Raw genomic sequence first — 20,572 nt, 5'->3', positions numbered from 1 at the left:
CAGCATGAGGTTTCCGCAAAGTGGCACTGACCGATATTTCCGAACGCATGGCAAAAGCACTGATCGCGGCGGGTCGCGCACCTGACGCCGCACAGCTGATTGCCGTCAGCAAGGTCCAGCCAAACGAACGGGTCGCCGCAGTTCTGGCCGAAGGTCATCGCTGTTTTGGTGAAAACCGCGTGCAAGAAGCGGCCGGCAAATGGCCCGATTTTCGCGAGCGGTTCGACAACATTGATCTGCATTTGATCGGCCCACTGCAATCAAACAAAGCCCGTCAGGCGTTTGAGCTGTTTCAAACCATCCACACGTTGGATCGTCCAAAATTGGCCACTGCATTTGCCCGCCTCGCGCAGGAAATGGGGCATTGCCCCGATCTGTTCATTCAGGTGAACACTGGCGAAGAGCCGCAAAAAGCAGGCGTGATGCCGGTGGATGTGGACGGTTTTGTCGCCGATTGCATTGCTCTGGATCTGCCGGTCAAAGGCTTGATGTGCATCCCGCCAGTCGAGGAAGAGCCAGCGTTGCACTTTGCTTTGCTCGCCAAAATGGCCGCGCGTAATGGGCTAAACGGATTGTCGATGGGGATGAGCAGTGATTTCGAGCGCGCGGTTGCGCTGGGGGCCACGCATGTGCGCGTCGGTTCGGCAATCTTTGGGGATCGGATGCCAGTCTAATCAAGTGCCAGTCTGATCGGGTGCCAGTCTAGGCGACGATCAATCGCGTTTTGGTCGTGATTTTGCGGGCAATCTGCGCGAGGTGGTCGCGCCGAAACGCAATACAGCCTTCGGTCGGAAAACCGGGCCGGCGGTATTGATGGATAAAAATCGCTGACCCGCGCCCTTTGATCGCGTAGGGCCAGTTCCAATCCGTCAGGATAACCAGATCATAGAGCGGATCAGCACGTCGCAGTTTTTCGTGACTGGGTGCATACGGCGCGCGAACCATCATGTTGTAATCTTGGTCAGTCTCATCATCCGACCACAGATCGTTTGGTCCAATCGGCAGCGCCCAAGACGTTGGTTTTGCAATGCGATCAGGACGGTAAAGCATTCCAACAATGCGGTGAATGCCGCGCGGTGTCGCGCCGTCGCCTTCGCGTTTGTCGGTTGTCATGCCACCTTTGCCAATCGTGCAGGGGTAGGTCTGACCAAAGAATCGCACCCCGCGTTTTGTCAGGACCAGATCAGCAGGCTTCATTGCGGCGACAGCGCCTTGTAACCCTTGTAGATCAGCAGGGATCCGACCCCGAACAATCCGACACCGCTGAGCGTTGCGACACTGACGCGCCGGCCCAAAGGCGAATGAAACGCGCGCAGGGCCATCAGCGCATAACCGATGATAGAGGCCGCATCGAGAACCACAAAGATCAACCCGTAGATCAACGATTGCATCCAAACGCTGTGTTCACCCGAGATAAACCCAGGGAACAAAGCCGCGAAAAACACGATGGATTTCGGGTTGGTCACGCAGGCGAAAAACCCCGATAGGAACGATGCGCGACGGGCAGATTGCGGGCTGGCGTGATCGTCGCTGTCCGTCAGCGCATGCCACGCGAGGTACAAAATATACGCACCACCTGCCATTTGTAGCCACGGCAGAATGTGCCCAGACAGCGCCACTAGATAGTGCAAACTGGCGGTGGCGATGATGATCTGGACGATTGACCCCAAGGCATCACCGGCCACGCAAATCATTGCGGCACGGGGGCCGTATCGCACGGCTTGGCTGCTGGCCAACGCGACCGAAGGACCGGGCGTACACACGATAATTGCGGTCGCAGCCATGAAGCTGAGGAAAAGCGTAACGTCCATTACAGCAGGTGCCCGGATTTGGCGGCCTTGGTCGCAAGATAGGCGGTGTTGTGACGGTTTTCGCCAACCTTCAGGGGCACACGTTCGGTCACTTTGACTCCACTGGCCTCCATCATCTCGACTTTTTTCGGGTTGTTGGTCAGCAATCGAACTTGCGAAAATCCCATTGATTTCAAGATGTTTGCGCCCAGACGAAAATCGCGTTCGTCGTCTTCAAATCCGAGACGATGATTGGCCTCTACCGTGTCAAACCCTTGATCCTGCAGGGAATAGGCGCGCATTTTGTTGGCAAGGCCGATGCCGCGCCCCTCTTGGTTCAAGTACAGCAACACGCCTGAGCCAAGCGCACCCATCTGCGCCAGTGCACCACGCAATTGCGGGCCGCAGTCGCATTTTAAACTGCCCATCAAATCGCCGGTAAAACAGGCGGAATGCAGGCGGGTCAGCACGGGTTTACTGCGATCGGGCCGTCCAATTTCAATGGCGTAGTGTTCTTCGCCGCCGTCTTCGGGGCGGTAAACATGCAGGCGACCGGCCTCTGATACGTCCATTGGCAGGCGCGCGTGAACCACCGGATGCAACGGGCTGCTGGCAACAAGATGTGGGGCGGCAAGGTCGAGCGGCACCGCCGTCAACCCGTGTTCATTTGCAAAGGCTGCACCGTTGGCCACATCCAAAACGAGGGCGGCGGGCAACAAGCGAGACGTCTTGGTCAGCGCAATTGCTGCGCGGTGGGCCGTCGCGTCGCCGTCACGAACCGAGGCCAGCGGCCCCTTCATCGGGGCGCGCAAATCATCCGCCGGATCAGCAATCGATTGAACCCAGGTCAGACCGGCATCATCGGGCAACTTCACCCGCGACACATCCCCGTCATACGCACGCGCCTTGAGGGTTTCCGCCCGTCGTGCCGTGATCGCCAAAACCGGTGCGCCGCCCATCGCCAACACATCGCCCAATCGCGCGGCGTCTAGCGTTTCGGCGGCCAAAACCACGACAGAATTCTGCCCGGTCAGCACAATTGGAACACCCATGCGCAAGTCAGCGCGGGCGCGGGCCAGTCGTTCGATAATTGTCGGTGCAAAAGTCATGTTACACTTTCTGCCTGTTCTGATCCAAATATCTAGGGCAAACCGTAAGGAATTGAAACAATTGCCCCTCATGCGACACGAGGCTGTGAGAGTGGTGCCACAAATCTTGTTTGATCACACGTGCACGCTCATTTGTTATGCAACACGAAAGGGAACGGTTCGATGGCACAATTGAAAAAAATTCTACTGGTTGATGATGATGATGATCTGCGCGAGGCTCTGAGCGAACAGTTGATTATGACCGAAGACTTTGACGTATTCGAGGCTGCCAACGGCCACGACGCGATGGATCGGGCAAAAGAGGCGTTGTACGATCTGGTGATTCTGGACGTGGGCCTGCCTGACACTGATGGTCGCGAATTGTGCCGTTTGATGCGCAAACAGGGTGTAAAAAGCCCGATTATGATGCTGACGGGCCATGATGGCGACGCCGACACCATTCTAGGCCTTGATGCGGGTGCGAATGATTATGTCGCCAAACCCTTCAAATTTCCAGTGCTCTTGGCGCGTATTCGCGCACAGTTGCGCCAGCACGAACAATCCGAAGACGCCGTCTTTACGCTGGGGCCATACACCTTCAAACCGGCGATGAAGATGTTGATCACCGATGACGAAAAGAAGATTCGTTTGACCGAAAAGGAGACGAATATCCTTAAGTTTCTGTACCGTTCCAACGATGGTGTGGTCGCTCGGGATGTGCTGTTGCACGAAGTTTGGGGATACAATGCAGGCGTGACGACCCACACGCTAGAGACGCATATTTACCGTCTTCGCCAGAAAATCGAACCGGATCCGTCCAATGTTCGCCTTCTTGTGACCGAATCCGGCGGATATCGGTTGATGGCGTAAGCGGCTTAACCTCGCTTATTGCAATACGTTGAGACCCTGTTAACCTACTTAGGGTAGAAGCGTGATAACAGTTTCCGCCGTACGTCCGGGTTATGACGTGCACCTCCCTGTTGGACTTGGCCGAGCCTCTGTGCTCGGTCTTTTTTTGCCCAATACCTGCGTGACGTGAGGTTTGGCGTGTCAAAGTGTTGGGCCTTTGACATGTTGCCCCAAACAATTTGGGAGCGATGCGATGAAAAAAGTCATGTACGAAGAATTTGGCAATCCTGTGGATGTGCTGAAAGTGGTCGAAGTCGACGCGGCCGCGTTGGCTGACGGCCAAGCCCGCGTTGACGTGCTGCGCGCGCCGATCAACCCCAGCGATCTGATCCAGGTTTCCGGCAACTACGGTGTGCGCCCGCCACTGCCCGCAACCGCTGGCAACGAAGGCATTGGCCGCGTGACCGAGGTTAACGGCAGCGGCATGGCGGTTGGCCAATTGGTTCTGTTGCCCGCAGGCGTGGGCACGTGGGTCACTGAAGTTATCGCCGACATTCGCCACCTGATCCCGATGCCAGAAGGCGATGTGGACCAGCTGTGCATGATGATGGTGAACCCCGCGACAGCGCAATTGCTGATGACCGAATTTGTCGACCTGAAAGAGGGCGACTGGATGATCCAATCGGCGGCCAATTCTGCCGTTGGCACCTACATCGTTCAGCTGGCCAAAGCGCGCGGCATCAACGTGGTGAACGTGGTGCGCCGCGACACAGCTGTGGCTGACATGAAAGCGATTGGCGCAGACGTAGTGATCGTCGACAGCCCGGATTTGGCAAAAGACGTGCACAAAGCCACGGGCGCCAAAATGAAGCTGGCGGTTGATGCGGTCGCAGGCGACACGGCAGGCCGTTTGGCTGACACGCTGGAACGTGGCGCGACGTTAGTGAACTACGGCGGCATGTCCAATCAGCCATCAGCATTGGGCGCTGCAGCGTTGATCTTTAACGATATTGTCGTGCGTGGGTTCTGGCTGGTTCTGTGGTTCGAAAAGGCCAGCAAAGAGGAACGCATGGGCGTTTACGCGTCCCTGACAGCGTCGGTCGCTAAAGGCGAATTGCACGCGCCGATCGACAAAGTATTCACGCTGGATCAAATCGGTGAAGCGGCTAAATATTCCTGGGCGGGCGAACGCAAAGGCAAGGTCCTGTTGGCCCCCAACGGCATTTAGCGCAAGAAACGGCATGGCGTCTGTAGCGCGCGCGGCCTAAGCTGCGCGCGAACCCAAATTTCGGAGCCAGCGCCATGTCATTCACTCTTGCCACTTGGAACATCAACTCGGTCCGTCTGCGCGAGCCGATTGTGCTAAAGCTGCTCGAGGAACAGGCCCCCGACGTGCTGTGCTTGCAAGAGTGCAAAAGCCCCGTCGACAAGATCCCGCTCGAAGGGTTCGCAGCGCTTGGCTACACCCACATGGTCGCGCGCGGTCAAAAGGGGTACAATGGCGTCATGATCCTGTCAAAACTGCCGATGGTTGAGGCCGGTGCCGAGGATCACGCCGATCTGGGCCACGCGCGTCACATCGCAGGGCGTTTGGAAAACGGCGTGACCATCCACAACTTTTATGTGCCCGCAGGCGGCGATGTGCCGGACCGCGAAGTGAACGAGAAATTTGGCCAAAAGCTGGATTACCTCACTGACATGCGCGATGCCTTCCGCAAAGATCCGCCGAAAAAGTCGATCCTTGTAGGTGATTTGAACATCGCACCGCGGGAAGATGACGTTTGGGATCACAAGAAATTGCTGAAAATCGTCAGCCACACGCCAATCGAGGTTGAGCATTTCAACGACGTGATGGAATCGGGTGATTGGCACGACGTAACCCGCGCCGACATCCCCGAAGGATTGCTGTATTCATGGTGGTCTTACCGCGCCAAAGATTGGGATTTGGCCGACAAAGGACGGCGTTTAGACCACGTTTGGGCTACAGGCGACATCAAACAATCGGCCCATTCCAGCCGCGTCTACCGCGATGCACGCGGGTGGGAAAAGCCATCAGATCACGCGCCGGTTTTTGCGACGTTTGACGTTTAACGCTGCCAATCAGAATAGCGTGGATCGGCGTCTTTCATGTCTTGATAAAGCCATGCCATCCGGTCCACGAACCACAGTTTTCCGCCTACGATGATGACGATCCCTAGCAATACAGCCCACAGGTTTATGACCCATAACCCATAGACCCAAGGCAGAATTCCAACCGTAGAAACCCACGCCAACGCATAGGCCCAAGCCGTGTGATGCGCCGGAATTGCGATGGTCTTGCGGTTCAGAAACACCCGCTCACCAAAGGTGCCATGGGCTGCCCAGTGATCGGTGTGTGCGGGTGCCACAAAGGCGCGGGGGTTCCACCAAATCCAAACGATAACGACTGCCAACGGTATCAACGCCCACCAGCCAAGCCAGACACGGGACACGATCGCGCCGCTCAGCAATGGCATCGCACTCATGCGCGAATAGACTGACCATGGATTGGCGTGGCGCGCCCATGTGGCGTCATCCATGCCCATCATTTTTTCGGACGCTGCGAATATATCAAAGGTTTTTGCCATCTCAGGCCTTTCTGATATCGTTTGGGGCCTTGGTTTTCGCCCTCATAGGTTTCATATAGGGATCAACGCTGCAGGAGAGAATGACATGATGGACTTGTTGGGCCAAACCGCCCCAGTTGACGCCGATTTGATCAAAGACGCAACCGAAGCCACGTTTATGACGGATGTGGTTGAGGCCAGCCAAACCATTCCCGTCATCGTTGATTTCTGGGCCCCTTGGTGTGGGCCATGCAAAACGCTGGGGCCACAATTAGAAGAGGCCGTGCGCGCTGCGGGTGGCGCTGTGAAAATGGTCAAGATCAACGTTGACGAGGCCCAAGGCATCGCCGGTCAGCTGCAAATCCAGTCGATCCCAACGGTCTATGCCTTTCACAAAGGCCAGCCGGTCGATGGCTTTCAAGGTGCTGTTCCGCAGTCTGAATTGAACGCATTTGTTGATCGCGTGGTTCAGGCCGGTGGGGGCACGACGCCTGCGGATGATCTGAACGCAGCTGTTGAAGCGGCTGAGGAAATGCTGACTGCCGGTGATGCGGCTGACGCGGTGCAAACCTTTGCGGCGATTGTCGAAGAAGACGAAAACCACGCCGGTGCTTATGGCGGTTTGGTGCGCGCGTACATTGCACTGGATGATCTGGATCAGGCCGAGGCAATTCTGAACGGTGCACCTGTCGAAATTTCGACATCTCCGGAACTAGAAGCCGCCGCAGCCCAGTTGGAATTGGCGCGCCAAGCAGCAGGCGCAGGCCCGGTTGACGATCTGCAAAAAGCGGTTGCCGCAGATGAAAACAACCACCAAGCACGTTTCGATTTGGCGCAAGCCTTGCACGCAAATGGCGATGCAGAAGGGGCTGTGGATCAACTGCTAGAGTTGTTCCGCCGCGACAAAGAATGGAACGACGGTGCAGCGAAAACCCAGCTGTTCACAGTGTTTGATGCGCTAAAGCCGAACGATCCGGTTGCGATGAACGGGCGGCGCAAGCTTAGCTCGATGATCTTTGCCTAATCCGATGCGCGCGCTAGATCGAACAATATGATAAAATCCGCTGACCTGCCCGATACCCTTCCTGTGTTTCCGCTGCCCGGCGCGCTGTTGCTGCCGCGTGCGCGCCTGCCGCTGCATTTGTTTGAACCCCGGTATTTGCAAATGTTCGACGACGCGCTGAAAACCGAAACGCGCTTGATCGGGATGGTGCAACCAAACGAAGTGCCGGGGCGCGATGGCACGGGTTTGCACACCATTGGCTGTGCGGGGCGGATCACGCAGTTTTCCGAAACCGAAGACAACCGCTACATGATTACGTTGGGCGGCGTGTCGCGTTTCCGTGTCGTGAACGAGGTCGATGGCTTTCATCCGTATCGTCGTTGCGAAGTGAATTGGGACGGTTTTGAACGGGACTTGGGCAAGATGGAAATGGACGTCGTGTTCAACCGCGAGCCGTTCCTGAACAAGCTTAGCCAATTCTTTGAGGCGCGTGGTTTGAACGCGGATTGGGAAACACTGACCGACGCCGACGATGAATTGCTAATCAATTCCCTGTCGATGATGTTGGATTTCGAACCGGAAGACAAACAAGCGTTGCTAGAGGCCCCGTCGTTGTCGACGCGCCGCGAAACGCTGGTCACGCTGATCGAATACACCCTGCGCGGTGGCCTTGAAGGGGACATGATGCAATGAGCACTGAAACAGATCGCCGGATGCTGGAAGCACTGATTTGCCCACGCACGCAAACAGTTTTGCGTTACGATGCCGAGGCCCAAGAACTGGTGTCAAAGGCCGCAAATCTAGCCTACCCGATCCGCAACGGAATCCCCGTAATGCTGGTCGACGAAGCGCGGATTATCGACTAACTCAACGCATCAATTCCGGTAGATCACCGGTCAGTCCAGCGGCTTCGCGAATGAAACTGCGGCGCAGGCGTGGCATCGCATTCACGATCCCCATCCCTAAATCACGGCCAACCCGCAGCAGTGGGTTGTCGTTTGAAAACAAACGGTTAATCGTGTCTGTCGCCATCCCAAGCGCGGCGTTGTCAAAGCGGCGCCATTCCTCGTAGCGGTGCAATACGTTTTCAGACCCGACGTCTTCGCCGCGATGCAACGCCTCTGACATCACCTGAATGAGGGCGGCAATGTCGCGCATGCCAGCGTTCAATCCTTGGCCCGCAATCGGGTGAACGCCGTGGGCTGCATCGCCGACCAAGGCGACGCGATCCGCGATCAATGACTGCGCCATCGACAGGCTAAGAGGGTAGGAATAGCGCGCGCCGGCCAATTTGAAATCGCCTAGAAAATCGCCAAAGCGAGGGCGCAAAACGCTGAGGTAGTCCGCTTCTGAAAGGGCGTTGATTGCCCCGGCTGTGTCTTGTGTTTCGCTCCAGACAATTGAACTGCGGTTGCCTGTAAGGGGTAAAATCGCCAGCGGCCCGGAGGGCATAAAGAACTGATGCGCGATGCCGTTGTGTGGTTTTTCGTGCTCGATCGCGCAGACCAGCGCCGTTTGCCCGTATCCCCAGCCGTTGCGTTTGATGCCTGCGCGCGTGGCGGTGCCGCTGCCACGCCCGTCGCATCCGATCAAAGCCCGCGCGCGCAAAGTATCGCCGTTTGCCAAAGTCACCGTGACGCCACCGGCATCTGGCGTTTGTCCGATAACGGTTTGCCCGGCCAGATGCGTGATGCCCTCGTCAGCATCCATCGCGTCCAGCAAGGCGCGCCGCAAATGCCGGTCTTGGACCATGTAACCCATTGGTCCTTCTTCGATTTCGGCGTGATCAAAGTGCATGAAAAACGGCGAGGCACCTTCGCCCGCGCGCCCGTCACTGACCTTGATTTCCAGCATCGGCTGGGCGTCGTCTTGCACCGCGGTCCACAAGCCAAGGTTTTTCAACAACCGTTGCGAGGTCAGCGCAACGGCATAAGACCGCCCGTCAAAGCCTGCATTCTTGCGAATTTTGGTGCTCAGCGCGTCGATTACAGTCACGGTTAAACCTGCCTGCGCCAACCCAAGGGCAAGGATCGGGCCATTCAGCCCACCGCCCACAATCACGATATCTGTATCAAAGCTCATGCCATAGATATGGGCAGGGCAGGGGGGATTGTCCATGCGCGCTTGCGTCGCTACCGTCCACATTTAAGTGAAATCAAAATGGGGCAAAGTCGATGCAAAAATGGTTGAAAATGACGGCCAGTGATCTGGGGCGTGGCATTGGCGCGGGCGAAATTGATCCGGTGGCCCTGACGCAGACCTATTTGGATGCGATTGACGCACATGAATTGAAAAACCGGATTTACGCGCGAACAACCCACGCGCGGGCCTTGGCCGAAGCGGGTGCCGCCGCAGAGCGCGCAAAATCGGGCGCGCGGTTGTCGTTGCTGGATGGTGTGCCAATCAGTTGGAAAGATCTTTTTGACACGGCGGGTACAGGCACCGAGGCAGGGTCAAAACTGCTCGATGGGCGGGTGCCAGATGTGGACGCCGTTGTGCTCGCTAACGCCACGTCCATGGGGCTGGTGTGCTTGGGCAAAACCCACATGAGCGAACTGGCATTTTCGGGCCTTGGCTATAATCCAGTCACAGGAACGCCGCCGTGCGTGAACGACGCGGATGCGGTTCCGGGCGGGTCATCGTCGGGTGCTGCTGCGTCCGTTGCGTTTGATTTGGCCGCAGCTGGCATCGGGTCCGACACCGGTGGTTCGGTGCGCATTCCGGCGGCGTGGAACGATTTGGTCGGATTAAAAACCACCGCTGGGCGACTGACCTTAGAAGGTGTTGTGCCACTGGCGTTAAAGTTTGACACGATTGGCCCGCTGACGCGTTCAGTTGAGGATGCAGCGCATTTGCTTGCCGTGATGGAAGGTGGAAAAGTTGCAGATCTGCGTGGTGCTTCGTTAAAAGGGCGTCGCTTTGCCGTGCTGCGCACCAAGATGTTGGATGACACACGCGAACAGCCTCGTGCAGCATTCGAGAGCGCGGTTGAGCGCCTGAAAGCAGCAGGCGCATCGGTTGACTACATCAACGTGCCAGAGGTCGAGGATGCGCTGAACCTGTCGTCGACGCTAATTACATCAGAGGCTTACGGCCTTTGGAAAGACGTGATCGAAGCCAACCCTGACGTGATGTATGACAAAATCCTAGAGCGTTTCCGTATCGGTGCTGAACACAGCGCCGCAGACTATGTTGCCGGATGGGGTGCGCTGGAATCCGCTCGTGCGGGGTATGACGCGGCGACCTGTGGGTACGATGCTGTGTTGGGACCGTCTTCTGCGGTGATGCCACCAAACTTGGACCGGTTGAACACGGACGAGGGGTACTACGTCACCGAAAACCTGCTGGCGCTGCGCAACACCCGTGTTGGTAACATGCTGGGCTTGTGTAGTTTGACCTTGCCGACGGGCGTTCCCAGTTGTGGGATCATGTTTTTGTGCGCACCAGACATGGAAGAGCATTTGTTGCGCATCGGGGCGGCGGCCGAGGCTGCATTGACCTAGTCAATTTGAGTATTTTTGATCAGAACAAGCATGATTTGACTCAAAAGCCACAATTGTTCGGTGAGCGAGTTGTTTTAGTGGACGAAACTAAGCGATTTGCGTAGTTTGAGGTGAACGGGGCGTTAACGATCCCGACACCGAGGCAGTTTTGATGAAGTTTCCCGAGCGGTTTTCGAACCTTCCGGCTTATGCGTTCCCGCGTTTGCGCGCCCTATTGGATGTTCATCCAGCAGGCGGCGATGTCGTGCATATGACGATTGGGGAACCCAAGCATGCCTTTCCCGCGTGGGTCACTGATGTGATCACTGAAAATGCCGCTGGTTTTAATCGCTACCCACCGAATGAAGGTGCGCCTGAATTGCGCGCTGCATTTTGTGATTGGGCTGCGCGCCGGTACGGTGTGACGTTGGATCCCGACGTGAATGTCATGCCGCTGAACGGCACCCGCGAAGGGCTGTACAACGCGCCGATGGCCCTGTGTCCTGAGACAAAGAACGGTCAACGTCCTGTCGTGATGATGCCGAACCCGTTTTATCAGGTCTACATGTTGGCTTCGATTTCGTCCGGGGCGGACCCTGTGTTTGTGTCGGCCACCGAAGAAACCGGGCACTTGCCAGATTACGCCGCGCAACCTGCGGAATTGCTCGAACGCACCGTTGCTGTCTACATTTGTTCGCCTGCCAATCCGCAGGGTGCCGTGGCGGATCGCGCGTATTGGACCGACCTGATTGCCTTGGCTGAACGCTATGATTTCCGCATTTTCGCGGACGAGTGTTATTCCGAGATTTACCGCGACGAACCACCCGTTGGTGCCCTGCAAGTTGCCCACGAGATCGGCGCGAACCCCGAACGGGTGGTGGCGTTTCACTCGTTGTCAAAGCGATCGAACTTGCCAGGGTTACGATCCGGGTTTGTTACCAGTGGGCCGGAAACGATGGCTGAAATCCGCCAATTGCGAACCTATGCAGGCGCGCCTTTGCCGTTGCCTTTGCAGATGGCGGCGGCGGCTGTTTGGGCGGACGAAGCGCATGTAATCGAAAACCGTGCGCTCTACGTTGAAAAGTTTGAGATTGCGGATCGTATCTTTGGCAACGTGGCCGGATACAACAGCCCAAAGGCAGGATTTTTCCTGTGGCTGCCTGTCGAAGACGGCGAAGCAGCTGCACTGAAATTGTGGAAAGAAACAGGGGTTCGTGTGCTGCCCGGTGCCTATTTGGCGCAGGATGCAGGCGCGCAAAATCCCGGACAGAAATACATCAGGGTCGCCATGGTGGCCCCAAAAGCAGAAATGACGCGCGGGTTAGAAGCCATCCGCGACTGTCTTTTTGCGCATAAAAATTAAAGGCGAGGTGAGCTAGATGGCATATCAAACACGCGGGCGCGATCCCCTGTTGGACACCAACATGGCCGAGGCGATTGAAAAGCGCGGCAAGGAATTGATCGGCATCGCGTTGATCCTTGTTGGGTTGTTGGCCGCTGCGATGATCGTTAGCTATACGCCGCATGATCCAAATTGGATGGTGTCTACGAACGCGCCTGTGCAAAATTGGCTGGGCCGTTCTGGGGCTTCGATTGCCGCGCCGCTGATGATGGTTTTGGGCTGGGGCGCGTGGGGCATTGCCGCTGTGTTGTTGGCGTGGGGCGTGCGTTTTGCAGGTCACTGGGGGCAAGATCGCGCTTTGGGCCGCCTGATTTTTGCGCCAATCGCGATTGTCCTTGGTTCAATTTACGGTGCCACGCTAGAGCCGAACGCAGCTTGGATGCAGACGCACAGCTTTGGTTTGGGTGGATTGCTGGGTGATACGGTTGTCGGCTTTGTGCTGACGCTGTTGCCCATCGGATCTGCGTTTACGATCAAGATGATGTCGCTGATTATGGGTGTTTGCATTCTTGGAATGGGGGCCTTTGTGTTGGGCTTTACGAAACCAGAATTGCTGCGCATGGGGCGTTTTCTGTTGGTCGGTCTGATCATGGTTTACGCAGGTATTATGATGCTGTTCGGCAAAGGCGCGCAGGGCGCACTGTTTGCAGCACGAGGTATGCAAGCCCGCAACGCGGATCGCCGTGAGCGCAAGCGCGTCGACGCCGAAGAGGCTGCGATATTCGCGGCCAGTCAGCCAGACATGCAAACCTACGTTGAGCCGATTGTCGAAGCACCAGAGCCGATGTTTGAACAAGCAGAGCCAAAAACGGGTCTGTTGGCACGGATGCCATCGTTGATCAAACGCGCTGATCCGTTGCCCGAAGAAATGCCGGAACCCGAGTTGATCGAGGCGTTCAGCACCGCTGAAGTAGACGAGGGACCAAACGAGGACCGGATCAAATCCAAAATTTCTGACGTGATCAAATCACGCGTGCGCCAGTCCACAGGTGTGCAAATCAACACGGTTGCGCCTTTGATCAAAGGGCGTGGACGTGGTCCTCAGCCGTTGGTTTTGGACACCCAGCCACATGTCGAGATGGCGCAATCTTCGGACGTGCACTTGCCGCCAGAGCCGCCGCTGACCGCGTCGCAGATACGCGCTGAACCGCCACTAAGCGCGCCTGCGCCCGCAGCCCCGGTGATCACGCAGGTGGCCCCGATGCCAGTGGCCGCGCCAACGGCATTTGCGCCTGAACCTGTTTTGACCCCCGAACCGATTATCGCGCCAGAGCCCGCGCCTGCCGCCGCCATTGCCCCCATGCCGATCCCGGTTCCAGAGCAGCGCAAAGTTGTTCAACAACCGATCCGCAAAGCCGTGCAACCAAGTGTACGTGCTAAAGCCGAAGCGCAGCCAAGCCTGTCGTTTGACGACACGCACCCTGGGTTTGAATTGCCGCCGCTCAACCTGCTTGAGGCCGCAACTGACGACAATCACCAGCACCTCAGCGATGAAGCGTTAGAGGAAAATGCGCGCATGTTGGAAAACGTGCTGGACGACTACGGCGTCAAAGGCGAGATCGTCTCGGTTCGTCCCGGTCCGGTCGTAACGATGTACGAATTGGAGCCCGCGCCCGGTTTGAAAGCATCCCGTGTGATCGGTTTGTCAGACGACATCGCGCGTTCGATGGCGGCCTTGTCCGCGCGTGTTTCCACGGTGCCCGGTCGGTCCGTGATCGGTATCGAATTGCCGAATGAATTCCGCGAAAAAGTTGTGCTGCGCGAGATCCTGTCCAGCCGTGATTTTGGTGACAGCAACATGCGCCTGCCGCTTGCGCTGGGCAAAGACATTGGTGGCGACAGCGTTGTTGCGAACCTTGCCAAGATGCCTCACTTGTTGATCGCGGGGACTACAGGTTCCGGTAAATCGGTGGCCATCAACACGATGATCCTAAGCTTGCTGTACAAGCTGACACCCGAAGAATGTCGCCTGATCATGATCGACCCAAAGATGTTGGAGCTGTCTGTTTATGACGGCATTCCACACTTGTTGTCGCCGGTTGTGACCGACCCGAAAAAGGCGGTTGTGGCCCTGAAATGGACCGTCGGCGAGATGGAAGAACGCTATCGCAAGATGTCGAAAATGGGCGTGCGCAACATTGAGGGCTACAATGGCCGTGTGCGCGAAGCACTGGCCAAAGGCGAGCTGTTCAGCCGTACGGTTCAAACCGGATTTGACGAAGACACTGGCGAGCCGATCTTTGAGACAGAAGAAAACACACCTGTTGCGCTGCCCTACATCGTCGTTGTTGTCGACGAAATGGCCGACCTGATGATGGTTGCGGGCAAGGAAATCGAAGCCTGCATTCAGCGTCTTGCGCAGATGGCGCGTGCCTCGGGCATCCACTTGATCATGGCGACACAGCGCCCGTCGGTGGACGTGATCACCGGTACGATCAAGGCAAACTTTCCGACGCGGATTTCGTTCCAGGTGACCTCGAAAATCGACAGCCGCACCATCCTTGGTGAAATGGGTGCCGAGCAATTGTTGGGCATGGGCGACATGTTGTACATGGCAGGTGGCGCGAAAATTACCCGCTGTCACGGCCCGTTTGTGTCGGACGAAGAGGTCGAGGAAATCGTCAACCACCTCAAAGCGTTTGGTGCCCCTGATTACGTCAGCGGCGTGGTCGAAGGACCTGCCGAGGACAAAGAAAACAGCATCGACGCGGTGCTTGGCCTTGGCGGCAATACAGACGGCGAAGATGCGTTGTATGACACCGCGGTTGCCATCGTGATCAAGGATCGCAAGTGTTCGACCAGTTACATCCAGCGCAAGTTGGCGATTGGCTACAACAAAGCAGCCCGCCTTGTGGAACAGATGGAGGATCAGGGTCTGGTCTCACCTGCGAACCACGTCGGCAAACGTGAAATTCTGGTACCTGAACAAGGTTAACCAACCAAAGTTACCTCGTGAAAGACGCGTCAAGCCGCTGGTTTGGCGCGTTTTTTACGTTTGATATCGCATAACACCGCGTCGCCCCCTATATCTGATGGCAACAGGCAATAACGAACAGGACAGTAACCATGTCAGTCATATTTCGATCGCTCTTTGCAGCGGCATTTATCGGTAATGCGTCTATCGCCAGCGCGGACATTCTGCCGTTGAACACGATTTCGCAGTACCTGAATGCAATGAAAACGGCGGAAGGTGATTTTACCCAAATCAACGATGACGGATCGATCAGCACCGGCAAAATCTACATCAAACGGCCCGGAAAAATGCGGTTTGAATACAACGCGCCTGACAGTGCGATTGTGATTGCGGGCAGTGGTTCGGTTGTTGTCGATGACAAAAAATCGAACCAACCACCCGAGACTTATCCGTTAAAACGCACGCCTTTGTCGATCATTCTGGCGCGCAATGTGAACCTTGGAAAAGCACGGATGGTCACGGGGCATAGCTATGATGGCACTGCGACCACTGTGACCGCGCAAGACCCCGACAACCCCGAATACGGCAGCATCGCGATGAAGTTCACGGATAGCCCGGTCGAACTGCGCCAATGGGTCATCAACGATTCAAATGGCGGTCAAACGACTGTGATTTTGGGTGCGTTGAACAAGGGTGGAAATATTTCCAACGCCAAGTTCAACACAGGTTCGCCCGGATCAAAGCTGAAGTAAATCGGCTAGCGGCGTTTGCACGTCGCCAGCTGGTTTTGATACAGGTTCGCGCGTTGGTCGACTTCGCCAGCGACGCGGACCAACCACGCCTTGTTTTTGTAGGTGCCGCGCGCAAATCCGGTGTGCCCATCGTGATAGGCAAGGTATTGGTTGCGCGCATCTGACAACGCGACGCCGTTGCGTTCGCGCGTTGTGTTCATGTACCAGCCCATAAAGTCCGAGGCGTCGCGAATGCGGTCGCGTTTCGCGGTGCGACGGTTGGTGTCGCGTTGGTATTCTTTCCACGTGGCGTCCAGTGCTTGGGAATACCCAAATGCGCTGGATTGACGGCCAATCGGGATCACGCCAGCTGCATATTTGAACGGCGTGCGCGCGTTCGATTTGAATTTCGATTCCTGATAAATCGTCGCCATTTGCACGTGCACGGGCACGCCCCAACGACGTTCAGTGGCGCGGAACGCCTTTAGATATTCGGGGCGCTCTTTGACGATCGCACAGGCATTATCCAATTGCCGCGGGGCATTGGACGATCCACCACTGCTGCAAGATGCAACAGCCAATACGATAATCATTGCGCGAAAGAGTCTGCTCATCTGCCGCTCGCTTTTTGTTTTTTATTTTACCTAAACATAGCGGGTTTTGTTGAATTTGGAAATCACGTTTTCTACAAAACCAACGCTAATATCAGCGGCAATGCGCCAACTGACATCACGGTTGAGACAACAACCAGCCCCGCGACCGATTGTGCGTCGGCCCCGTATTTCTCGGCCAACATATACGACGTTACGGCAACCGGTGTGGCGACTTGAACAACCAGCACCGCAAAGCTGATCCGGTCGAGTTGGAACAAGGTCGCAACACCCCACGCAATTGCGACGCAAACGATGACTTTGATGAAAGACAACGCCGTCGCACACCACATGCCTTGGGGGTTCAATCGGGCCACCGCGACACCCAACGTGATCAGCATGATCGGGATCGCCATTTGCCCGATCAAGGACAGCGTGTTGGTCAGGAACGTCGGCGTTTCCCAACCCTGCCAGAGGAAAATTGCACCAAGGATCGTGGCCCCAACCATAGGCTCGCCGAGGACCTTTTTGGGCGAACCACTGCCGGACACGAGCCAGATACCAAAGGTGAAAGACAGCACTGCCATAATTGCGAATACAACAATCGCGTTGCTTAATCCTATGTCTCCAAAGGCAAAAATTGCCAGAGGCAAGCCGAGATTTCCAGTGTTCCCGAATATCAAAGGGGCCAGATATGTGCGTCTGTTCAGGCCCGCGATCCAGACAAAAGTCCAGGACACGATTGTGACCCCTGCATAGGCGGCCAAGGTCGCCAATGACAGATTGGCAATCGCGCTCGGGTCCATGTCAGCCTGCATCAGGGCCACGAAAATCAGGCATGGCACAGCCAGTGTCATGGCCAGTCGGGTGACAAATTCGATACGATATTCAAAGCCCAGCTTGACCCAGATAAAGCCAACGGCAGCCAGCAAAAATACAGGGGCCACGATCTCGAGCACTGTTACAATAAGGTTCACAGACTGTTTCCTAAAATTCGGGTGCAATAATTGGACAAACGCCCCTTGCAACGTTTACTAACGACCGATAGGGGCTTCAACGCAATGCTGCGAACACGTGCAAAATATCATCTCGGGCAAGTCGTCCGGCACAAGAAGCATCCCTTTCGGGGTGTGATCTTTGACGTGGATCCACAATTTTCCAATACGGACGAATGGTACGAAGCCATTCCCGAGGAAAGTCGCCCCCGAAAAGAGCAGCCGTACTACCATCTTTTGGCGGAAAACGATCAAAGCTATTACGTGGCGTATGTGTCCGAGCAGAATTTGGTCGCGGATTATTCCGGTGAGCCGGTGGATCATCCAGACATTCCGGATTTGTTTGGCCCGTTTCAGGACGGAACATACCCACTGCATTTCCAGCTGAACTAGTCTGTTTGATCAGGCCGCGCGCCTTAATACCCCAAAGCACATCCGTCTTTGCGCGGATCACTTGCGCCGATCAGCACGCCATCAGGGCGGATATCGATCGCTTGAGCACCGCCGATTGCTGTGTCTGGCGTGACCACAGTGTGCCCTAAATCGGTCAATTCCTGCTTTACCGAATCTGAATATCCGTTCTCCATTCTCAATGTGCCTGCATCGAAAAAGGCGCGCGGCGCGTCGATAGCGGTTTGTGGATCCATGTCAAAGTCGACAAGATTGGATGCAAAACGTGCATGGCCTGTGGATTGGTACTGGCCGCCCATCACGCCAAAGGGCATTCTGACTTTGCCATTCTCGCGGATCATACCGGGAATGATCGTGTGCATCGGACGTTTGCCACCCTTCATTTCGTTTGGGTGATCTTTTTCGAGGGTAAAACCTGCGCCACGGTTCTGCAAAAGGATGCCGAATTTATCAGTGGCAATGCCAGAGCCGAATCCATGAAAAATCGAATAGATCAGCGATACAGCCATCCCATCGCGGTCCACAACAGTGATGTAAATCGTATCCTTGTGCACCGATTCTGACAGTTCTGTAGGGGCTTGCATCGCCTTGTTAGGGTTGATCAGATTGGCCAGCTTTTTGGCGGTTTCCGGCGACAAAATGTGATCTAGGCACGTCATGTGGTCTGGATCAGCCAAAAATCGATTGCGCGCGTCATAGGCTAATTTCGTTGCCTCGGCCTCAATGTGTACGCGCTTCGCTCCAAATGGATCCATGTCCGAAACGTTAAAATAGGACAGAATATTCATCAACAATAGCGCGGTCGCACCTTGGCCATTTGGCGGATGTTCGACGACCTCCAAGGATTTGTAAGGTCCAGATACGGGCGTCGTTACGTTGCTTGATGCGTTCGCGAAATCTGCACTGGAGTGCACGCCACCAAGGGAGTTCAACGCTTGCAGCATATCTTCGGCGACTTCACCTGTATAAAATGCATCACGTCCAATTTTGGCGATGCGACGAAGAACTTCTGCTTGGCCGGGTGCGCGAAATATTTGTCCGATTTTTGGGGCTTTGCCGTCAAAAAGATACGCCTTTTGCGCCGCACCCTTTAGTTTGCCGCAATCATTGGCCCAATCAGAAGCAACCCGTGGTGCCACTGGCACACCCTGATCGGCGTAATGAATGGCGGGGGCAAGGATGCGATCCAAGCCCAGCTTTCCAACTTTCTCGGAAAGATTGCAAAACGCATCGATTGCGCAAGGCACGGTCACAGCATGGGCGCTTAGGATTGGGACAGTGCTTTCGCCCTGATTGCGCAATAGTTCCGCATCCAAAGCTGCTGGCGCGCGACCTGATCCGTTGAGTGCTTGTACATCGTCGCTGCCTGCAGGGGAGTAGAGCACAAAACAATCCCCCCCAATTCCGGTCATTTGTGGTTCGCAGATTCCCAGCAAAACCGCGCCTGCAATGGCCGCATCCATCGCGTTCCCACCACTTTGCAAGATATTGATAGCTGTCTGCGCGGCAAGCGGATGCGATGTGGCACACATTCCGTTGCTGGCACAAACGGGCGAACGCCCAGGTAGATGAAAATCACGCATGTGTCTGACCTTTGCATAACGATTGCAAAGGAACCTAACCGGAGGTGCTGGGAAGTCCACTCAGTTCATCAACGAAAAACGTCGAGAAAATTAGGTCCTCGGCACCGTGCACTGGGTGGGGGCTATAAACACGGTACCGAGGGAAGCTATATGCAGCTACAGGATCGTTTATGCCCCTTGATCTGGGCAAGAATGTGATGCTTGGGTGACCGTTTTAAGAAACGTCTGAGGTGCTTCTGGGTCTAGCATACCCTTGGGTTGAAAAGTTGGTTTCCCCAAATTAATGGGCAGTTGCATTCATCGCGATTGCAACGCGCAAACGCAGGCAATTTTTGTCGCCCTGTCGTTCATATTGGACATCTTTTGCCAGATCCTTGATCAAGAACCAGCCGAAACCGCCTTCTGGCATATCCATGAAATCAACGTCGACTTCTGCGGCAAGGCCTAGTGGCGTTTTGCCGTCTGGCATTGGCAACCCTTGGTCAACAATATGAATGTGAAGGCCATTTGACTCATGCGTGCAATCAATCTTGATTGGACCGCAATTGGCGGGATCAGGATATCCATGTTCCACAACATTATTCAGCGCCTCGGCGACAACCAATTCAAAGGTGCCCGATTCTTCGATATCCAATTGTAATGGCGACAGTTTTTCCATCAGCATTCCGATCGCCTCTCGCGCAGCAAAAGTGCCACTGGTCACGGCGACGTTAAAGCTAGGGAGGCGTGCATTTTGGGAAGCATCAGATTGTGAAGACAATCCGTTTTGTTCAGACGCGCAATTCATCAAGTGCTCCTTCCAGAGTTGAGAATAGACTAAAGACCGAATCCATCCGTGTCAGGCGAAACACCTTATCCACGGTTGGGGTTAGTCCAGCCAAGGCCAATGTACGATCTGGCCCGATATGTTTCATGGCAGCGACGATAGCCCCAAGCCCGCTGGAATCGATAAATTCCACCTCGCTGAGGTCCAAAATCACGGTATTCGGCCCACCATCTGACTGCGCACGCATCGCATCTTTGAATTCGATTGCAACGGCGGCATCGATTCGAGACCCTTGGACTGACACAATCTTGAAAGAGTTTTCTGTTCTGCTCGATAATTCCATATTAAACACCTATGGTCCTGCGGTTCCTTGCCATCATTAG

22 protein-coding genes are annotated in these 20,572 nt (G+C 55.6%); 12 read left to right on the top strand and 10 right to left on the bottom strand.

Annotated features, from left to right (window positions below):
• Nucleotides 1–20: 20 nt before the first annotated feature.
• The gene (locus ACFIO0_RS16255; RefSeq protein ID WP_390911440.1) at nucleotides 21–674 is read left to right on the top strand and encodes a YggS family pyridoxal phosphate-dependent enzyme; all 654 of its coding nucleotides are present in this window, start codon (nucleotides 21–23) and stop codon (nucleotides 672–674) included.
• Nucleotides 675–702: 28 nt separating this feature from the next.
• Here the strand turns inward: ACFIO0_RS16255 and ACFIO0_RS16250 are convergent, their stop codons facing one another.
• The 3 genes from ACFIO0_RS16250 to ribA are packed head-to-tail and all read right to left on the bottom strand — an operon-like array spanning nucleotide 703 to nucleotide 2,899.
• On the bottom strand, nucleotides 703–1,197 hold the full coding sequence (locus tag ACFIO0_RS16250; protein ID WP_390911439.1) for a L,D-transpeptidase family protein: 495 nt from the start codon (nucleotides 1,195–1,197) through the stop codon (nucleotides 703–705).
• A complete protein-coding gene (locus tag ACFIO0_RS16245) occupies nucleotides 1,194–1,811 on the bottom strand; it encodes a LysE family transporter (protein WP_390911438.1) in 618 nt (205 codons plus the stop codon). Before ACFIO0_RS16245 ends, ACFIO0_RS16250 begins: the two co-directional genes overlap by 4 nt.
• Nucleotides 1,811–2,899 carry a GTP cyclohydrolase II gene (gene ribA, locus ACFIO0_RS16240; RefSeq protein ID WP_390911437.1) on the bottom strand — a complete coding sequence of 363 codons (1,089 nt, stop codon included), beginning with the start codon at nucleotides 2,897–2,899 and terminating at the stop codon, nucleotides 1,811–1,813. The genes ACFIO0_RS16245 and ribA overlap by 1 nt, the downstream gene beginning before the upstream one ends.
• Nucleotides 2,900–3,061: 162 nt before the next feature.
• Between ribA and ACFIO0_RS16235 the strand changes: the two genes are divergently transcribed.
• The 3 genes from ACFIO0_RS16235 to ACFIO0_RS16225 all read left to right on the top strand — a co-directional run bounded on the left by ACFIO0_RS16235 (nucleotide 3,062) and on the right by ACFIO0_RS16225 (nucleotide 5,818).
• Nucleotides 3,062–3,748 (top strand): response regulator, encoded by a 687-nt coding sequence (locus ACFIO0_RS16235; RefSeq protein ID WP_390911436.1) that lies wholly within the window; start codon nucleotides 3,062–3,064, stop codon nucleotides 3,746–3,748.
• 232 nt (nucleotides 3,749–3,980) lie between these two features.
• Entirely contained in the window at nucleotides 3,981–4,955 is a 975-nt protein-coding gene (locus ACFIO0_RS16230) for a zinc-binding dehydrogenase (RefSeq protein WP_390911435.1), read from the top strand.
• 74 nt (nucleotides 4,956–5,029) lie between these two features.
• Entirely contained in the window at nucleotides 5,030–5,818 is a 789-nt protein-coding gene (locus ACFIO0_RS16225) for an exodeoxyribonuclease III (protein ID WP_390911434.1), read from the top strand.
• On the opposite strand, the gene ACFIO0_RS16220 is transcribed toward ACFIO0_RS16225, so the two are convergent.
• Entirely contained in the window at nucleotides 5,815–6,333 is a 519-nt protein-coding gene (locus ACFIO0_RS16220) for a DUF6653 family protein (protein WP_390911433.1), read from the bottom strand. The two genes, ACFIO0_RS16225 and ACFIO0_RS16220, sit on opposite strands and share 4 nt — an antisense overlap.
• Before the next feature lie 85 nt (nucleotides 6,334–6,418).
• Here ACFIO0_RS16220 and trxA point away from each other — a divergent pair, with 85 nt between their 5' ends.
• Genes trxA through ACFIO0_RS16205 form a run of 3 tightly spaced genes read left to right on the top strand, consistent with a single transcriptional unit; the run spans nucleotide 6,419 to nucleotide 8,181 of the window.
• Nucleotides 6,419–7,336, top strand: a complete 918-nt coding sequence (trxA, locus tag ACFIO0_RS16215; protein WP_390911432.1) for a thioredoxin — start codon at nucleotides 6,419–6,421, stop codon at nucleotides 7,334–7,336.
• A gap of 27 nt (nucleotides 7,337–7,363) precedes the next feature.
• Nucleotides 7,364–8,008 (top strand): LON peptidase substrate-binding domain-containing protein, encoded by a 645-nt coding sequence (locus ACFIO0_RS16210; RefSeq protein WP_390911431.1) that lies wholly within the window; start codon nucleotides 7,364–7,366, stop codon nucleotides 8,006–8,008.
• The gene (locus tag ACFIO0_RS16205; RefSeq protein ID WP_390911430.1) at nucleotides 8,005–8,181 is read left to right on the top strand and encodes a Trm112 family protein; all 177 of its coding nucleotides are present in this window, start codon (nucleotides 8,005–8,007) and stop codon (nucleotides 8,179–8,181) included. Before ACFIO0_RS16210 ends, ACFIO0_RS16205 begins: the two co-directional genes overlap by 4 nt.
• A 1-nt stretch (nucleotide 8,182) precedes the next feature.
• Here the strand turns inward: ACFIO0_RS16205 and ACFIO0_RS16200 are convergent, their stop codons facing one another.
• Nucleotides 8,183–9,433 carry an FAD-dependent monooxygenase gene (locus tag ACFIO0_RS16200; protein ID WP_390911429.1) on the bottom strand — a complete coding sequence of 417 codons (1,251 nt, stop codon included), beginning with the start codon at nucleotides 9,431–9,433 and terminating at the stop codon, nucleotides 8,183–8,185.
• A gap of 56 nt (nucleotides 9,434–9,489) precedes the next feature.
• Between ACFIO0_RS16200 and ACFIO0_RS16195 the strand changes: the two genes are divergently transcribed.
• From ACFIO0_RS16195 to ACFIO0_RS16180, 4 genes are all read left to right on the top strand, one after another.
• Entirely contained in the window at nucleotides 9,490–10,818 is a 1,329-nt protein-coding gene (locus ACFIO0_RS16195) for an amidase family protein (protein WP_390911428.1), read from the top strand.
• Nucleotides 10,819–10,969: 151 nt separating this feature from the next.
• Nucleotides 10,970–12,160, top strand: coding sequence for an aminotransferase class I/II-fold pyridoxal phosphate-dependent enzyme (locus ACFIO0_RS16190; protein ID WP_390911427.1), 1,191 nt, complete (start codon nucleotides 10,970–10,972; stop codon nucleotides 12,158–12,160).
• 16 nt (nucleotides 12,161–12,176) lie between these two features.
• Entirely contained in the window at nucleotides 12,177–15,134 is a 2,958-nt protein-coding gene (locus ACFIO0_RS16185; protein ID WP_390911426.1) for a DNA translocase FtsK 4TM domain-containing protein, read from the top strand.
• A 131-nt stretch (nucleotides 15,135–15,265) separates the two neighbouring features.
• The gene (locus ACFIO0_RS16180) at nucleotides 15,266–15,865 is read left to right on the top strand and encodes an outer-membrane lipoprotein carrier protein LolA (protein ID WP_390911425.1); all 600 of its coding nucleotides are present in this window, start codon (nucleotides 15,266–15,268) and stop codon (nucleotides 15,863–15,865) included.
• A 5-nt stretch (nucleotides 15,866–15,870) separates the two neighbouring features.
• Here the strand turns inward: ACFIO0_RS16180 and ACFIO0_RS16175 are convergent, their stop codons facing one another.
• Both ACFIO0_RS16175 and ACFIO0_RS16170 read right to left on the bottom strand, forming a co-directional pair.
• Nucleotides 15,871–16,458 (bottom strand): lytic transglycosylase, encoded by a 588-nt coding sequence (locus tag ACFIO0_RS16175; protein ID WP_390911424.1) that lies wholly within the window; start codon nucleotides 16,456–16,458, stop codon nucleotides 15,871–15,873.
• A 71-nt stretch (nucleotides 16,459–16,529) separates the two neighbouring features.
• The gene (locus ACFIO0_RS16170; RefSeq protein WP_390911423.1) at nucleotides 16,530–17,411 is read right to left on the bottom strand and encodes an AEC family transporter; all 882 of its coding nucleotides are present in this window, start codon (nucleotides 17,409–17,411) and stop codon (nucleotides 16,530–16,532) included.
• Between the two features lie 84 nt (nucleotides 17,412–17,495).
• Here ACFIO0_RS16170 and hspQ point away from each other — a divergent pair, with 84 nt between their 5' ends.
• Nucleotides 17,496–17,822: a heat shock protein HspQ gene (hspQ, locus tag ACFIO0_RS16165; RefSeq protein ID WP_390911422.1), complete on the top strand. Its 327-nt coding sequence runs from the start codon at nucleotides 17,496–17,498 to the stop codon at nucleotides 17,820–17,822.
• 23 nt (nucleotides 17,823–17,845) lie between these two features.
• Here hspQ and ACFIO0_RS16160 read toward each other — a convergent pair whose 3' ends face one another.
• The 3 genes from ACFIO0_RS16160 to ACFIO0_RS16150 form a co-directional block, all read right to left on the bottom strand.
• Complete coding sequence (locus tag ACFIO0_RS16160; RefSeq protein WP_390911421.1) at nucleotides 17,846–19,423, bottom strand: gamma-glutamyltransferase; 1,578 nt, start codon at nucleotides 19,421–19,423, stop codon at nucleotides 17,846–17,848.
• A gap of 280 nt (nucleotides 19,424–19,703) precedes the next feature.
• On the bottom strand, nucleotides 19,704–20,126 hold the full coding sequence (locus ACFIO0_RS16155; RefSeq protein ID WP_390911420.1) for an ATP-binding protein: 423 nt from the start codon (nucleotides 20,124–20,126) through the stop codon (nucleotides 19,704–19,706).
• A gap of 67 nt (nucleotides 20,127–20,193) precedes the next feature.
• The gene (locus tag ACFIO0_RS16150) at nucleotides 20,194–20,532 is read right to left on the bottom strand and encodes an anti-sigma factor antagonist (protein ID WP_390911419.1); all 339 of its coding nucleotides are present in this window, start codon (nucleotides 20,530–20,532) and stop codon (nucleotides 20,194–20,196) included.
• Nucleotides 20,533–20,572 lie beyond the last annotated feature (40 nt).

Origin of the sequence: Pseudosulfitobacter sp. SM2401, from assembly GCF_042932805.1 — a bacterium.
In the GTDB taxonomy this organism is placed as follows: Bacteria; Pseudomonadota; Alphaproteobacteria; order Rhodobacterales; family Rhodobacteraceae; genus Ascidiaceihabitans.
Note: the sequence above shows the minus strand (reverse complement) of the source record. Positions and strands in the feature narration are given on the sequence as shown.